The sequence below is a fragment of the Sphingomonas bisphenolicum genome (assembly GCF_024349785.1).
Lineage (GTDB): Bacteria > Pseudomonadota > Alphaproteobacteria > Sphingomonadales > Sphingomonadaceae > Sphingobium > Sphingobium bisphenolicum.
Genome location: NZ_AP018818.1, coordinates 773,366 through 788,097 on the forward strand (window position 1 = coordinate 773,366; position 14,732 = coordinate 788,097).

At 64.9% G+C, this 14,732-nt stretch carries 14 protein-coding genes; 12 read left to right on the forward strand and 2 right to left on the reverse strand.

The annotated features are described in order from the left end of the window. The first annotated feature begins 111 nt into the window (after nucleotides 1–111). The 3 genes from SBA_RS21910 to SBA_RS21920 are packed head-to-tail and all read left to right on the forward strand — an operon-like array spanning nucleotide 112 to nucleotide 1,802. Nucleotides 112–501, forward strand: a complete 390-nt coding sequence (locus tag SBA_RS21910; protein ID WP_066609147.1) for a nuclear transport factor 2 family protein — start codon at nucleotides 112–114, stop codon at nucleotides 499–501. A 14-nt stretch (nucleotides 502–515) separates the two neighbouring features. Beyond that, nucleotides 516–1,265 carry an SDR family oxidoreductase gene (locus tag SBA_RS21915; protein WP_261937016.1) on the forward strand — a complete coding sequence of 250 codons (750 nt, stop codon included), beginning with the start codon at nucleotides 516–518 and terminating at the stop codon, nucleotides 1,263–1,265. A 33-nt stretch (nucleotides 1,266–1,298) separates the two neighbouring features. Continuing rightward, entirely contained in the window at nucleotides 1,299–1,802 is a 504-nt protein-coding gene (locus SBA_RS21920; RefSeq protein ID WP_129926879.1) for a DUF3237 domain-containing protein, read from the forward strand. 85 nt (nucleotides 1,803–1,887) lie between these two features. On the opposite strand, the gene SBA_RS21925 is transcribed toward SBA_RS21920, so the two are convergent. Together SBA_RS21925 and SBA_RS21930 are read right to left on the reverse strand one after the other, a co-directional pair. After that, a complete protein-coding gene (locus SBA_RS21925) occupies nucleotides 1,888–4,017 on the reverse strand; it encodes an acetate--CoA ligase family protein (protein ID WP_261937490.1) in 2,130 nt (709 codons plus the stop codon). 121 nt (nucleotides 4,018–4,138) lie between these two features. Continuing rightward, nucleotides 4,139–4,585, reverse strand: a complete 447-nt coding sequence (locus SBA_RS21930; RefSeq protein WP_224550867.1) for a MarR family winged helix-turn-helix transcriptional regulator — start codon at nucleotides 4,583–4,585, stop codon at nucleotides 4,139–4,141. A gap of 132 nt (nucleotides 4,586–4,717) precedes the next feature. Between SBA_RS21930 and SBA_RS21935 the strand changes: the two genes are divergently transcribed. The 9 genes from SBA_RS21935 (at nucleotide 4,718) to SBA_RS21975 (ending at nucleotide 14,645) form a co-directional block, all read left to right on the forward strand. Beyond that, complete coding sequence (locus tag SBA_RS21935; RefSeq protein WP_261937017.1) at nucleotides 4,718–6,136, forward strand: aldehyde dehydrogenase family protein; 1,419 nt, start codon at nucleotides 4,718–4,720, stop codon at nucleotides 6,134–6,136. A 188-nt stretch (nucleotides 6,137–6,324) separates the two neighbouring features. After that, nucleotides 6,325–7,068 carry a DUF4198 domain-containing protein gene (locus SBA_RS21940; RefSeq protein ID WP_261937018.1) on the forward strand — a complete coding sequence of 248 codons (744 nt, stop codon included), beginning with the start codon at nucleotides 6,325–6,327 and terminating at the stop codon, nucleotides 7,066–7,068. A 24-nt stretch (nucleotides 7,069–7,092) separates the two neighbouring features. Then, entirely contained in the window at nucleotides 7,093–7,488 is a 396-nt protein-coding gene (locus tag SBA_RS21945) for a hypothetical protein (RefSeq protein ID WP_224550870.1), read from the forward strand. Between the two features lie 4 nt (nucleotides 7,489–7,492). Then, complete coding sequence (locus SBA_RS21950) at nucleotides 7,493–8,221, forward strand: HupE/UreJ family protein (RefSeq protein WP_261937019.1); 729 nt, start codon at nucleotides 7,493–7,495, stop codon at nucleotides 8,219–8,221. Nucleotide 8,222: 1 nt separating this feature from the next. Further along, a complete protein-coding gene (locus SBA_RS21955; protein ID WP_224550872.1) occupies nucleotides 8,223–8,834 on the forward strand; it encodes a hypothetical protein in 612 nt (203 codons plus the stop codon). Nucleotides 8,835–8,857: 23 nt separating this feature from the next. Further along, nucleotides 8,858–10,072 (forward strand): DUF1624 domain-containing protein, encoded by a 1,215-nt coding sequence (locus SBA_RS21960; protein WP_261937020.1) that lies wholly within the window; start codon nucleotides 8,858–8,860, stop codon nucleotides 10,070–10,072. A 329-nt stretch (nucleotides 10,073–10,401) separates the two neighbouring features. After that, on the forward strand, nucleotides 10,402–12,573 hold the full coding sequence (locus SBA_RS21965; RefSeq protein WP_261937021.1) for a TonB-dependent siderophore receptor: 2,172 nt from the start codon (nucleotides 10,402–10,404) through the stop codon (nucleotides 12,571–12,573). 108 nt (nucleotides 12,574–12,681) lie between these two features. Next, complete coding sequence (locus SBA_RS21970; RefSeq protein WP_261937022.1) at nucleotides 12,682–13,722, forward strand: PepSY-associated TM helix domain-containing protein; 1,041 nt, start codon at nucleotides 12,682–12,684, stop codon at nucleotides 13,720–13,722. Further along, nucleotides 13,719–14,645 carry a 2-hydroxyacid dehydrogenase gene (locus tag SBA_RS21975; protein ID WP_261937023.1) on the forward strand — a complete coding sequence of 309 codons (927 nt, stop codon included), beginning with the start codon at nucleotides 13,719–13,721 and terminating at the stop codon, nucleotides 14,643–14,645. The genes SBA_RS21970 and SBA_RS21975 overlap by 4 nt, the downstream gene beginning before the upstream one ends. The last annotated feature ends 87 nt before the right edge of the window (nucleotides 14,646–14,732 follow it).

The following is a 14,732-nucleotide window of genomic DNA, read 5'->3' on the forward strand; positions in this document are numbered from 1 at the left end:
CTTGTCCGAAGGGGCGGGATTTTTCCCCTGCCCGCTTGCCCTTTTAATAACGATCGTTATCGTAAGGGCAAAGGGCGGATCGACGCCAGCGAAAAATGCAGGGAGAGGGTGATGAGCTATAGTGCGCAGGAACAGCGCAACCTGGATCTGGTGCAGGCGATGTTCGACCATGTGCTGATCCCGATGGACGGCGACGCCGCCGACCGCTTCATCGCGGCGGACTATATCCAGCATAACCAGTGGGTCGATACCGGGCTGGAACCGCTGAAAGCCTTTCTGCGCAAGGTGCGCGCGGAGAATCCCGATGCGGTGCATGATATCAAGCGGCGCTTTGCCGATGGCGACCATGTGGTCGTCCATTATCATGTGCGGCGGTGGGCAGGCGATACCGGCTTTGCGGTGATGGACATCTTCCGCATCGAAGGCGACAGGATCGTCGAGCATTGGGACGTGGTGCAGGATGTGCCGGCCGACAGCCCCAATCCCCATTCCCCCTTTTGAGCCGGGAGGCAGCGATGCGATTCAAGGACAAGATCGTGCTGGTCGTGGGCGGCAATAGCGGCATCGGCCTGGCGAGCGCGCAGGCCTTCGCGGCGGAAGGCGCGACGGTGCGGATCAGCGGGCGCGACCAGGCGACGATCGATGCGGCGGTGGCCGGGATCGCCGGCGCAAGGGGGTATCGCGCGGACATCGCCGATCTGGACGCGATGGAGGCGGTGATCGGCGACATCGCGGCGCAGGACGGGCGGATCGATACGCTGTTCGTCAATGCCGGCGTGGGCGGCTTCGCGCCTTTCCGCGACCTGACGCCCGACGACTGGGACCATGTCCATGGCGTCAACCTGCGCGGCTGCGTGTTCGCCATCCAGAAGGCGTTGCGGCTGATGGGCCGGGGCGGGTCGGTCGTGGCGACGGGATCGATCGGCGGCCATGCCTTCGTGCCGGGCAATACCGCCTATGCAGCAGCCAAGGGCGGACTGTATGCGGCGCTCAAGGTCATTGCGGGCGAACTGGTGGGTGAAGGCATTCGCGTCAACCTGGTCAGCCCCGGTCCGATCGAAACGCCGCTGCTGCACCGCAATCCGGGCATGAGCGAGGCCGATGTGGAGGCCATGCGCGAGGCGATGATCGCGGCGGTGCCGATGCAGCGCATGGGCCGGGCGGAGGAAGTCGCGCGTGCCGTTCTGTTCCTGGCTTCGGAGGAAGCCAGTTTTATCACCGCCGCCAATCTGTTCGTGGATGGCGGGACGCTGGAATTAGGGTGATTGGGGAATTAGGGTGATTGGGGAGTTGGCTTGATGGAAAATCTGTTTTCGACGCTGGACAATCCGCGTCTGGAATTCGCAATGGAGGTGCGGCTGCAATTTCCGCGGGTTCAGACCATCGTGAATACGCCGATGGGCGGCAATCGCAGCGCCGTCTATGTCGATGGCGGGACGTTCGAGGGACCGCGGATCAGGGGCAAGGCGGTGCCGGGGTCGGGCGGCGACTATGCCTATTTCCGGCCCGACGACGTCGCTGTGTTCGACGCCCGCTACATGCTGGAGGAAGAGGATGGCACGCTGATCCTGCTCAATAATCGGGGTTTCCTGTGGGGGCGCAAGCCCGACACGATGGCGCGCCTGCGCGACTGGGCGTTCGGCGACGGCGAGCCGGTGGAGCAGCAGGATTATTATCTGCGCGGCAATCCCAGTTTCGAATGCCCGGTCGGCAAGCATGACTGGCTGACCAAGCATGTGTTCATTGGCGTGGGCGAGCGGCGCGCGGACGGGAATGTGCTGCGCTATTATGCGCTGACGTAAAAAACCCGTTCGCTTCGCGCGTGTCGAGAAGCGGCTGACGTGGCGCGTCACATTTCTCGACTTCGCTCGAAACGAACGGAGGGGGTTATAGGGAAATCAGCGCGTCCAGGGCGATGGCGCCCTGCCCCGCCGGATAGACGATCACCGGGTTGAGATCGACTTCGCGGATGGCCGGCGTGGCGGCGACCATCCGGCCCAGCCGCTGGACGATGTCGGCGACGGCGCCGATGTCCATCGCCGGGGCGCCGCGGAAGCCGTCCAGCAGGGGGGCCATGCGCAGCGTGCGGATCTGCGCGATGATCGCGTCGCGGGTCAGGTCGGGCGGGAGCAGGCAGACGTCGTGCAGCAGTTCGGCCGCGACGCCGCCGAAGCCGACGAGGATGGTCGGCCCCCAATGCGGATCGTTGCGCGCGCCGACGATGAGTTCGACGCCCTTGGCCGCCATCCCCTCCACCAGTACGCCGTCGAGCGCGAGGCCAGGGCGCGAGGCGGCGAGATTGGCCATTAGCCGGTCCCAGCCGGCCGCCACGGCATCGGCGTCGGCCAAGTTGATGATGACACCGCCCGCGTCGCTCTTGTGCGGCAGTTCGGGGGACTGGGCTTTGAGCACCACTGGATAGCCGAGGCGATCGGCGGCGGCGACGGCTTCCTGAGCCGACTGCGCGAGTTCGAAGGCGGGGAAGGCGATGCCCTGCGCGCCCATGATCGCCTTCGACCGATGTTCCGGGATGGTGCTGCCGACCTGCGCCAGATCGGCGATCGGATCGGCGTCGAGCGGGGCCACCGCTTCGTCGCGCTGGCGATGGGCGGCGATGCGGGCGAGCGCGCGCAGCGTCCGTTCGGCGGTGGGCAGATAGGTGACGCCCGCGGCGCGCAGCGCGGCGAGATCGTCGGCGAAGACGCCGCCGCCTTCATCGACGCCGCCGACGATGACCGGCTTGGTTTCGCCGATCGCCTGGAGTGCGTCCAGAACCGCCTTGAACTTGATGTGCGAAGTGCCGGTGTCGGTCTGGATCAGGGTGAGGAGGATCGTGCCGATCCGGTCGTCCTGCGCCAGCGCTGCGAGCGTGCGGCCGTAGAGGCCGGGATCGACCAGCCCCTGGGCGGTGATGTCCATCGGATTGGTGACGGGGACGAAATCGGGCAGCGCCGCGCGCAGCGCCGGGCTGTCGGCATCGGTCAGTTTCGGCAGGTCGAGCGCGACCGCTTCGGCCAGGTCGAGCATCATCGCCTTGAACGCGCCGGATTCGGCGATGACGCCGGTCCCGCCGATCCCGGCATCGGGCGAGCGGGCGAGGATTTCGACGATGTCGCCCAGTTCCTCCAGCGAGTCCGCGAGGATGACGCCGGCACGCTGGACATGGACGGCCATGACCGCATGGTCGCCCGCCATCGCGCCGGTATGGGTGGCGGCGCTTTCCGCGCCCGCCGCGCTGCGGCCGGGGTGAAGCAGCACGACGGCCTTGCCCGCGTCGCGGGCGGCGCGGGCGGCGGCGAGGAAGCGGGCGGGATCGCGCACATGTTCAGCGATGAGGGCGATGACGGCGGTGTCGGGCTGGTCGACCAGATAGGCCAGATAATCCTCGATCCCGCTGGCCGCTTCATTGCCGGTGGAGATGTAGCAGTTCAAGGGCACGTCGCGATGGATCATGGTCGTCGCCAGCACGGCGGCCATCGCGCCCGATTGCGAGACGATGCCGACGCGGCGATCGCCCTGCGCCTTCGCCTCCGGCATTTCGATAAAGGTCAGCGAGACATTGTCGCGGAAATTGACGAGGCCGAGGCAATTCGGCCCCTCCACCACCATGCCGCTTTCGCGGGCGATGCGGGCGATGGCCTGCTGGTCGGCCAGGCCCTGCGGCCCGTCCTCGGCAAAGCCGGCGGAGAAGATGACGGCGGCGCGCACGCCGCGGCGGGCGAGGCCGCGCATCGTGTCCAGCACGCCGGCACGCGGGATGGCGAGAACAGCGACATGGACACCTTCCGGCAGGTCATCGACCGACGCGACGCAGGGCCGCCCGCCAATCTCCGTGCGCTTGGGATTGACCAGATGGATGTCTCCGTCGAAACCCTGCCGCACGAGGTTGGCCAATACCGATGCGCCCAGCGCGCCGGGCTTGTCCGAGGCGCCGACGATCGCGACCGAGCGGGGACGCAGCAGGCAATCCAGCGAAGCGGAGGGCAGGCCTTGACCCAGGATTTCCGTTTCATCCATGCAAACAGCTTCGGTCACGCGCGCCCATCTCCCCGTTTCGCGCGGCGCTATCGGGTCGAATCGGCCGCCTGGTTCGCGCAGATTGTGCGCCTATGATACATTTTGCGCAAGCCCATGTTGTTCAGCCCTCGTCATCCGATAGGCCCGTCGCAGGCCCGAGCCGGGCCAGCAGGTCGTGCAGGGTCGCCAGTTCGTCGGCGCTCAGCCGCTGCGTCATGCGCGCGTCGGACCGGCGGACCGCAGCGACCATCTTTTCGAGCTGGCGCGCGCCTTCGGGCAGCAAGGCCAGGGCGTTGGTCCGCAAGTCGCGGCCAGGCCGCCGTTCCACGAAGCCCTTGTCGGCCAGGATGTTGACCAGTTTCATCGCGCTCGACCGATTGATGCTGAGCGCGCGACCCAGCGCGGTCTGGTCGCAGCCGGGATTGTCGCGGATCAGGATGAGCGCAGTCATCTTCGCCGGCGACAGGTCGAAATCCGACAGCGCGGCTCGCGCGTCGGTTTCCATCAGCAGATTGGCCCGCTGCACGCGATAGCCGACGAGCGTCTGGAGATCGGCCCCCTGTTTCATCTGTTTCGATACCCTCTTGTCAAAATTGTATCCCAGGCGCACATATACAGGATATAGCCAGCCGCTGCGGAAAGCGATAGCCAAGTGTCCGTCCGGATCGGCCTGCGATAGCCTATATAAGGAGAGCGACTCATGGATCATGAATTTCGGATGCTGATCGACGGCGAACTGACGCCGGGCGCCAGCACGTTCGACGTGGTGAACCCGGCGACGGCAGAATCGTTCGCCGCCTGTCCCAAGGCCGACGAGGCGCTGCTGGAACGCGCGATCGCGGCGGCCAAGCGCGCGCAGCCCGGCTGGGCGGCAACGCCGGTGGAGGGGCGCGCCGCGCTGGTCCTGAAACTGGCCGATGCGCTGGAGGCGCGGATCGGCGAATTCGCCAGCCTGCTGACCGCCGAACAGGGCAAGCCGCTGGACCAGGCCGGTTACGAGATCATGGGCAGCGTCTTCACCCTGCGCGCCTTCGCCACGATGCGGGTGGAACCCAAGACATTGAAGGACGAGGGCGGCAACAAGGTGATCGAGCATCGCACGCCGCTGGGCGTGGTCGCGTCCATCACGCCGTGGAATTTTCCGCTGATCCTGCTGATGAACAAGCTGGGACCGGCATTGGTGACGGGCAATACGATGGTCGCCAAGCCCGCGCCGACGACGCCGCTGACCACCCTGTTGTTCGGCGAGCTGGCGCAGGCGATCCTGCCCGCGGGCGTGCTGAACATCGTCTGCGACCAGAATGAACTGGGGCCGCTGATGACCGGGCACAAGGATATCGCCAAGGTCGCCTTCACCGGATCGACCGCGACCGGCAAGAAGGTCATGGCCTCCTCCGCCGGAACCGTGAAGCGGGTGACGCTGGAATTGGGCGGCAATGATGCGGCGATCGTGCTGGACGATGTCGACGCGCGGCAGGTGGCCAAGAAGGTCTATCAGGGCGCGATGACCAATGCCGGGCAGATTTGCGTCGCAGTGAAGCGCGCCTATGTCCCCAGCGCGCTGTATGACGATTTCTGCGACGAGCTGGCGAAGCTGGCGAACGAGGCGATCGTCGACGATGGCGCCAAGCAGGGTACGACCATCGGCCCGGTGCAGAACAAGATGCAATATGACAAGGTCAGCGCCCTGATTGCCGACGCCAAGACGCGCGGCACGGTGCTGGCGGGCGGCGAGCCGATGGACCGGCCGGGCTATTTCATCGCGCCGACCATCGTGCGCGACCTGCCCGAAGACGCGCCGCTGGTGCAGGAGGAGCAGTTCGGTCCGGTGCTGCCGGTGCAGAAATATGACGATATCGCCGATGTCATCGCCCGCGCCAATGACAGCGACTATGGCCTGGCCGGCACGGTATGGGGCAAGGATGTCGCGCGTGCGACCGCCGTGGCCATGCAGATCGACACCGGCACGGTATGGGTCAACCAGCATCTGGCGATCGACGCCAACATCCCCTTCCGCGGCGTGAAACAATCCGGACTGGGCAGCGAACTGGGCGAGGCGGGCCTGCTGGAATATACCCAGGCGCATATCGTCAACATCGTGGAACTGGCGGACGCCTGACCGTCATCCCGTTGTAACCTGCGAGCATCCTTTTGTAACCTGATAGGGGGCCGGCGACGCATAATGCGTCTTCGGCCCTCTCTTTTTGACATTTTCCACCTAGTCATTCGACATATTCGGAACATTCCATCGTGTGGTCATCATAGCCTCGATCCCAAGGGACCACCCCCTGATCGAGGAGTTCGCACTTGGCTTTTTCTCGCCTCGCCATTGCCGCCGTCGGCACCGTCACCCTCGCCGCCATGGCCATTCCCGCCAGCGCCCATGGCATCTGGTTCGCGCAGCGCGCGCGCCAACTGGCGCTGATCTACGGCGTGGGCGCGGACGATCTGGACGCGGTCAAGCGGCTGCCGCTGGTCAAGACCGTCACCGGCTATGACAGCGACTGGGCGCCGGTCGCCACTCGCCTGCGCGAAGCCGGCGCCATCCCGGTCGTCGACAGCGACGAACCGGTCGCGGCCGTCGCCGCGGTCATGGACTATGGCTATTGGAGCAAGACGCCCGACGGCGAGTGGCACAACAAGGGCCGCGACGAAGTGCCGACGGCGACGCTAGCCGAGCATAATTTCAAATATGCCGTCCATCTGACCCAGGTGCCGACCAAGCCGGTGCCGCTGTTCGAGGGGCACATGCTCCAGATCGTTCCCGCCGACCTCGCCATCCCCCAGAAGATGGGAGAACCGATGAAGGTGCGCGTCTACTATAAGGGCAAGCCGATCGCGGGTGCGACCGTGATGCAGGATTATGTCAACGATCCCGACGAGGCCGCGCCCGCCAAGACCGGCGCGGACGGCACCGCGACGATCAGGCTGCGCAACCAGGGCATCAATGTGCTGATGGCAATCTATGTCGGCCAGACGAGCGACAAGAAGGTGGACCATGAGGAATATCGCGCCTCCCTGTCCTTCGTCCTGCCGCATCTGCCCGAATAAGCCGCATTTTTCAGGAGATTATCCATGAAGACCGATATGTTCCGCACCGGGTTCCTTGGCGTCAGTCTGGCCGCCTTCGCCCTGATCGCCGCCCCGGCGATGCTGCACGCCCATGGCAGCATGAAACCGCAGCATGGCGGCATGGTCCAGATGACCGGCGAGACGATGATCGAGCTGGTCGCCGGCCCCAAGGGCGTCGATGTCTATCTGAGCGAAGAGGATGAACCGCTGGCGGCCGCCAGCTTCACCGCCAAGCTCACCCAGACGGCCGCAGGCACCAAGACCGAGGCGGCGCTCAAGCCCGCCGGCGGCAACAAGCTGAGCGCAGGGGGCTTCAAGGCCGCCAAGGGCGCCAAGCTGGTGGTCGCGCTGGTCGACAAGAGCGGGGCCAAGAGCTTCGCCACCTTCCAGGCGAAATAAGGCCATGCATAGCGCAACCCGCCCCCCGCTTTTCTTTCCAGGCGTGCGGCGGGTTGCGCTGCTGCTCCTGGGACTGGCCCTCGCCTGCATGAGCGCATCGCTCTGGGCGCATGGCGTCAACGAGAATGACAAGGCCTTCATCGAAGGCGCGTCGGGGATCAACATCATCCCCTATATGTATCTGGGCGCCAAGCATATGGTCACCGGATACGACCATCTGCTGTTCCTGGCGGGCGTCATCTTCTTCCTCTACCGGATGAAGGATGTCGGCGCCTATGTGACGCTGTTCGCGATCGGGCATAGCACGACGCTGCTGCTGGGCGTGCTGCTCGACATCCGCGCCAACCCCTTCCTGATCGACGCGATCATCGGCCTGTCGGTGGTCTACAAGGCGATCGACAATCTGGACGGGTTCAAGACCTGGTTCGGCGTGTCGCCCAATCCCAAGGCGGCGGTGCTGATCTTCGGCTTCTTCCACGGTTTCGGCCTGGCGACCAAGTTGCAGGAGTTGACACTGGCGAAAGATGGAATGATATATAATCTCATAAGCTTCAATGTCGGCGTCGAACTCGGGCAGTTCATGGCGTTGACGATCATCCTGCTGCTGATGAACCTGTGGCGCCTGTCACCCAGCTTCAACCGCAGCGCCATCCTCGCCAACGCCGCGCTGATGACCGCCGGCTTCGTCCTCATCGGCTATCAACTGGCCGGCTATTTCACCCAAGGTGCCTGACATGACCATGCAAAGCGCATCCGCCCTCCCACCCCGCATCAGCCCCTCGCCCGCCACCCTCGCCAAGGCGACCGGCGGGGCCGCGCTGGCAGCGATCGCCATCGTCACCCTGTTCGTGCTGCCCGCCGAATATGGCATCGATCCGACGGGCGTCGGCAGCGCCATCGGCCTCAATGGCATGGTGGCCGGCGAAGCGGCCGACTCCGCCCCCGTCCCGGACGCCGCCGCGCCGACCGACGTCGCGATCCCGACCAAGGCGACCATCGCCAAGCCGGCGGCCTGGCGGCAGGATGAAATGACGATCACCCTGGCGCCGCATAGCGGCCAGGAAGTGAAGGCGCATATGACCAAGGGCGACAGTTTCATCTTCACATGGGCATCGACCGGCGGCCCGGTGAAGGCGGAAATGCATGGCGAGAAGGCCGGCGCCACCGACGGGGCGTTCACCGATTACTGGAAGGAACTGGACATGACCGGCGGCCAGGGCGACTTCACCGCGCCGTTCGACGGCACCCATGGCTGGTATTTCCGCAACAAGGGCGAAACGCCCGTCACCGTGACCGTCAAGACGGTCGGTTTCTACAAGGATCTCTTCCTGCCCAAGGGCGAGTGAAGAGGCAGGGAAGGGATAGACAGATGAACAGCATTGCGGCGCAGCCGCCCCTGACAGGCCTGAGCCCCGGCGCGACGTCGCCGGTGGCCGCCGCAAAGGCGCGCACGCGCCTGATCGCCATCGACGCGCTGCGCGGGCTCGTCATGCTGTTCATGCTGGTCGACCATGTCCGCGAGACATGGTTCCTGCATTTGCAGGTCACCGATCCGGTGGACGCCAACACGACCGATCCGGGCCTGTTCTTCACCCGATTCCTGTCGACCTTCTGCGCGCCGACCTTCGTTGCGCTGACGGGCCTGTCCGCCTGGCTCTATGGCCAGTCGCACAGCAAGGCCGAAGTGTCGGCATTCCTGCTGAAACGCGGGCTGTTCCTGATCGTGCTGGAGTTTACCGTGGTCGGCTATGCCTGGCCGACGCAGGCGCCCGCCTTTCCGCCGACGGCGATCTGGCTGCAGGTGATCTGGGCGATCGGGATCAGCATGGTCGCGTTGGCCGCGCTGCTGCACCTGCCCCGCCCGGCGCAGTTCGCGGTCGGCCTGGCGATCGTGTGCCTGCACAATCTGCTCGATCCGATCCGGCTGACGGCGCAGTCGCCCTTCTTCATTCCCTGGGCTATCCTGCACCAGCGGGAAAAGTTCGAGATCGCTGGCACCGTCTTCAAGACCACCTACCCGATCCTGCCCTGGATCGGCGTGATCCTGCTGGGTTACGCCTGCGGTCCCTGGTTCGCGCGCGGCACCGACCCGCAGCCGCGCATCCGACGGCTGGCGATGCTGGGCTTTGGCCTGATCGTCGGTTTCGTCCTGATCCGCTATCTCAACATCTATGGCGACAAGCCCTGGTTCGTCGCGCAAACGCCGCTGCGCACGATGATGAGCTTCCTGGCGCTCACCAAATATCCGCCGTCGCTGCTGTTCCTCATGCCGACGATCGGCACGGGATGTTTGCTGCTCGCGCTGTTCGAACGATATGAGGGCAGTGCGCTGATGCCGAAGCTGGCCCTGCTGGGCGGCGCGCCGATGTTCTATTATGTGCTGCACCTCTATGTGCTCAAGATCATCTACAATGTGGCGCTGGTCCTTTACGGCCCGACCAAGGGTACGGTTTTCGGGGTCGACCATCTGCGCTGGGTGTGGATCTGGGTCTTCATCCTGATCCCGGTCCTCTACTTCCCCACCCGCTGGTTCGCGCAATTGAAGCAGCGCCGCAAGGACATTTGGTGGCTCAAATATCTCTGAAGGCCACAGCCTTCAGACCATATGGCCGCTTTCTCCGGGAAGCGGCCTTTTCCGGGGGTTTTTGCATGATCGAACGCAGCAATCGAACGCAGCATTTTCATGCCGTAGCGCCCCGCGATTCACAATTTTGCGCCGTCCCATGCGCCAAGTTTGACGTAATATATCCGTAACTCAACCTAGCCTTGTCCCAAGAAGAGGTGGTCGAAAACACCCCGTGGGCCGGCCCCGACGACAGGATGCAAACATCCGCGCGGGAAACAAGAAGAAGACCAGCCGGTCCCCGTTTCGCAGGACATTCGGGAACAGCGACTTCATAAGGGGATAGCATCATGCGCACATCATCGGCCCTTCGTCTGGCCTTCGTCGCCAGCACCGCCGCCATCGCACTTTCATCCGCCGCACAGGCCCAGGAACCCGCCGCCCCGGCCGCGGACGGCGAAATCGTCGTCACCGGCCTGAAACGCCAATATTTCGGCGACACGCCGGTCAAGGAAATCCCGCAGGCCGTCCAGTTCCTGGAAGGCAAGCTGCTGGACGACCTCAACATCACCCGGCTCGACACCGCGCTGGAACTGGCGAGCGGCGTGTCGAAGCAGAATAATTTCGGCGGCCTTTGGGACAGTTTCGCGATCCGCGGCTTTGCCGGCGACGAGAATTTCCCCAGCGGCTTCCTGGTCAACGGCTTCAACGGCGGCCGCGGCTATGGCGGTCCGCGCGATGCGTCGAACGTCGAGCGGATCGAGGTGCTCAAAGGGCCGAATTCGGCGCTGTTCGGGCGCGGCGAACCGGGCGGCACGATCAACATCGTGACCAAGAAGCCGACCTTCGAGGAAGGCGGCCACTTCGCCATTGCGGGCGGCAGCTTTGAGACCTACCGGGTCGAGGCCGACTATAATCTGCCGCTGAGCGACAGCGTCGCGGTGCGCATCAACGGATCGTCCGAACAGGCGGAGAGCTTCCGCGACACGGTCGAGACGCAGAAATATACGCTGACCCCGTCCTTCCTGGCGAAGCTGTCCGAGAAGGACATCTTCACCTACGAACTGGAATATGTGAACCAGGAAGTGCCGTTCGAACGCGGCGTGGTCGCGATCCCGACGATCAATGCCGACAAAACGATCAGCTACAAGCTGGGCGCGATTCCCAACAGCCGCTTCCTGGGCAACCCCAATGACGGCCCGACCAAGGTCGAGGTGCTGGGCCATCAGGCGCAATATCAGCATGATTTCAGCGACGACTGGACGCTGATGCTGGGCGCGGGTTACAAGGACACGACATTCAAGGGTTTTTCCAGCGATCCAGAACTCGTCTATAATCTGAATAATCCGATTGCAGGCCGCCAGCGCCTCTATGCTGATGGCCGCACCCTGTCACGCCAGCGTCGATACCGCGATTACAGCACCACCCATATGGTGTTCCGCGGCGAAATCAGCGGCAAGCTGGAGACCGGATCGATCGTCCACAATATCCGCATCGGCGCGGACTGGGACAAGTTCAAGATCAAGACCTTCCAGACCCGCTATCGCCCGAGCGCGGCGGACCAGTCCTATGCGATCGATATCTTCGAACCCAATTACGATATCGTGGCACCCACGCCCACGACCGTCATCCAGAACGCCACCGAGATTCAAAAGGCCTGGGGCATCTATGCCCAGGACCAGATCGAGATCACCGAGCAGTTCAAAATCCGGTTTGGCGGCCGTTATGACGATTTCAGCCAGGACATCGACCTGCGCCTGAACGGCACCAACCCGCGCGCCTCCTACACCAAGTTCAGCCCGATGGCTGGCCTGGTGTTCGAACCGACCCCGAGCGTCTCGCTCTATGCCAGCTACGGCAAGGGCTTCCGCCCCAATAGCGGCGTAGGCTTCGACGGTCAGCCGTTCGCGCCGGAAACCAGCAAATCCTATGAGATCGGCGCCAAGTTCGTGACGCCCGACGGCCGGATCACCAGCACCCTGTCGCTCTACAAGATGAAGAAGGACAATGTGCTGACCACAGACCCGGTCAATGCAGGCTTTTCCAAGCCGGTCGGCGCGGCCGAGAGCAAGGGCGTGGAGTTCGACATGAACGCCAAGCTGCCGGCCGGTTTCGAACTCTTCCTAACCTATGCCTATACCGATGCGGGCTGGGCGACCAACGCGCTCGACCCCAATTTCGCTGCGCCGATCCGCAAGGGCGACCCACTGATCAACATTCCCAAGCATCAGGGCAATGCCTTGTTGTTCAAGAATTTCTCGATCGGCGATCATGAGGCGATGCTGGGTGCGGGCGTGACCCATGTCGGCCGTCGCCTGGGCGAAACCGCGACCACATTCTTCCTGCCGAGCTATACCATCGCCAAGGTGCTGGGGTCGTTCAACATCACCGACCAGATCAAGCTGTCCGCCGATGTGAACAATGTCTTCAACAAGAAATATTATGCCAGCTCCTATGCGGCCTTGTGGATACAGCCGGGCACGCCGCGCCAGTTCACGGTGCGGGCGAGCTTTGACTTCTGACTTTTGACATTCGGGACGCCGCCCTGTCCCGATCGGCCGCCGGCGTCCCTCCCTCCAAGCTCCGGGACGTCGGCGGCCTTTTCTTTTCCTGCCGCATGAGGCGCTCGCATGACCCGGCCGACATGGCTTCGCATCCATCGCATTCTGGGCCTGACCATCGCAGCATTCCTGCTGGTGCAGGCGTTGACTGGCGCGCTGCTGCTCTATCGCGGACCGGCGGCGCGGGCGATCGATCCGGCAGGCATGACCAGCCGGGCGATCGGTCCCGCCATCTCCGCCGGCGAAGCGGTGGCGCAGGCGAACCGGACCATGCCGGGCCGGCATGTCGTCCGCCTGTTCGCACCCGACAGAGACGGCGCGACCTGGTTCGCGCAACTGGCGGACGACCAGGGGCGCACCGGCTATGCCTCGATCGATCCGGCCGGTGGCGCAGTGCTGCGCGCGGGCGGTATGTCAACCTTTCCGGTCGAGGCCGCGCTGCAGATCCATTATCGGCTGATGGCGGGCAAGGCCGGCATGGCGATGGTCGCGCTCAACGCGCTGGCGCTGCTGACCATGGCGGCGAGCGGCCTCGCTTTCTGGTGGCCCAAGCGCAACATCGCCAGGGCGCTGACGATCCGCTGGTCGCTGGCCCCGCGGCTGGTGCTGCGGCAGGCGCATCGCACGGTCGGCGTGGTCGCCGCCGCTTTCCTGGTCATGCTCGCCGGAACCGGCCTGCTGCTGATCCTGCCCGAACTGGCCGATGGGAGCGCCGCGCCAGTATCGGTCGTCGCCCCCGCGGCCGCGGTCGACCGCAGCCTGTCGCTGGCGCAGAGCGCCTTTCCCGACAGCGCGCTGCGCGACCTGCGGATCGAGCGCGACCGGCTGATCGTCAATTTCCACGCGCCCGAACGCAATGCGCGCGCGGTGCATCGCGCCATCGTCACTCTGTCCCGGCCGCATATCGTCGGCGCGACGCGCGCCGAGCAAAATGGGGCGCTGTGGATGACGGTGCTGCCGATCCATAGCGGCGATGTGATCGGCCCGGCCGGTCCCGCCATCTTGCTGATTGTCGCGCTGACGCTGGCGGCGCTCGCCCTTTCCGGCCCGATCCTCTGGTGGCAGGCTGCCGCCCAGCGCCGCCGTCCCGTCCGAAAGGCCATGCCATGACCCTGCTCTATACCTCCGATCCCGCGCGCGGCCGCATCTGGCGCGCGATTTTCGCGGAGGACGCGCCGGACATCGGCTTCGTCGATCCGACCCAGCCGCATGATCCCGCCACGATCCGCTACCTCGCCGCCTGGGCGCCCTCGGCCGAACTGATCGCCAGCCTGCCTAAACTGGACGTCCTCTTTTCGATCGGCGCCGGGATCGACCAGTTCGACATGCGCGCGCTGCCGCCTCATGTCCGCGTGGTGCGCATGATCGAGCCGGGGATCGCGGCCGGCATGGTCGAATATGCGACGATGGCGATGCTGGCGCTGCACCGGAACCTGATCGATTATCGCGAGGCGCAGAAGGACGCGCGCTGGGCGCCGATCAAGCTGGTGCCCGCGGGCGAGCGGCGGATCGGCGTGATGGGGCTGGGCAATCTGGGCCAGGCGGTGTTGCAGGCGTTGCAGCCGTTCGGCTTTGCCCTGTCGGGATGGAGCCGGTCGGCCCATGCGATCGCGGGTGTGCATTGCCATGCGGGCGAAGAGGCTTTGCCGCGCTTTCTGGCAGGTTGCGACATCCTCCTCTGCCTGTTGCCACTGACCGACGAGACGCGCGGCATTTTGTGCCGGGATCATCTGTCGAAACTGCCCCGCGGTGCGGCGCTCATCAATGTCGGACGCGGCGGACATCTGGTGGAGCATGATCTGCTGTCGTTGCTGGATGACGGGCATCTTTCGGGCGCGGTGCTGGACGTGACCGAGCCGGAGCCGCTGCCGGCCGACCATGCTTTCTGGACGCATCCGCGCATCCTGCTGACGCCCCATGTCGCGAGCATGACCCGCCCGGATGGGGCGGCGCGCGCGCTGATCGCCAATATCCGACGCTTTGCTGCCGGCCAGCCGATGGACGGCGAAGTCACGCGCGACCGGGGCTATTGAAGGTGCGACATTCCATGCCGCGCAACTGTCTGCAGCAGGGCTTTTCAGCTATCATCCGGCCATATTCGCACGCACGAAAGCGGCACG

What these genes read in the sequence shown, in the direction of transcription:
- SBA_RS21910 (WP_066609147.1), top strand. Translation starts at nt 112, where the DNA reads ATGAGCTATAGTGCGCAGGAACAGCGCAACCTGGATCTGGTGCAGGCG.
- SBA_RS21915 (WP_261937016.1), top strand. Translation starts at nt 516, where the DNA reads ATGCGATTCAAGGACAAGATCGTGCTGGTCGTGGGCGGCAATAGCGGC.
- SBA_RS21920 (WP_129926879.1), top strand. Translation starts at nt 1,299, where the DNA reads ATGGAAAATCTGTTTTCGACGCTGGACAATCCGCGTCTGGAATTCGCA.
- SBA_RS21925 (WP_261937490.1), bottom strand. Translation starts at nt 4,017, where the DNA reads ATGGATGAAACGGAAATCCTGGGTCAAGGCCTGCCCTCCGCTTCGCTG.
- SBA_RS21930 (WP_224550867.1), bottom strand. Translation starts at nt 4,585, where the DNA reads ATGAAACAGGGGGCCGATCTCCAGACGCTCGTCGGCTATCGCGTGCAG.
- SBA_RS21935 (WP_261937017.1), top strand. Translation starts at nt 4,718, where the DNA reads ATGGATCATGAATTTCGGATGCTGATCGACGGCGAACTGACGCCGGGC.
- SBA_RS21945 (WP_224550870.1), top strand. Translation starts at nt 7,093, where the DNA reads ATGAAGACCGATATGTTCCGCACCGGGTTCCTTGGCGTCAGTCTGGCC.
- SBA_RS21950 (WP_261937019.1), top strand. Translation starts at nt 7,493, where the DNA reads ATGCATAGCGCAACCCGCCCCCCGCTTTTCTTTCCAGGCGTGCGGCGG.
- SBA_RS21955 (WP_224550872.1), top strand. Translation starts at nt 8,223, where the DNA reads ATGACCATGCAAAGCGCATCCGCCCTCCCACCCCGCATCAGCCCCTCG.
- SBA_RS21960 (WP_261937020.1), top strand. Translation starts at nt 8,858, where the DNA reads ATGAACAGCATTGCGGCGCAGCCGCCCCTGACAGGCCTGAGCCCCGGC.
- SBA_RS21965 (WP_261937021.1), top strand. Translation starts at nt 10,402, where the DNA reads ATGCGCACATCATCGGCCCTTCGTCTGGCCTTCGTCGCCAGCACCGCC.
- SBA_RS21970 (WP_261937022.1), top strand. Translation starts at nt 12,682, where the DNA reads ATGACCCGGCCGACATGGCTTCGCATCCATCGCATTCTGGGCCTGACC.
- SBA_RS21975 (WP_261937023.1), top strand. Translation starts at nt 13,719, where the DNA reads ATGACCCTGCTCTATACCTCCGATCCCGCGCGCGGCCGCATCTGGCGC.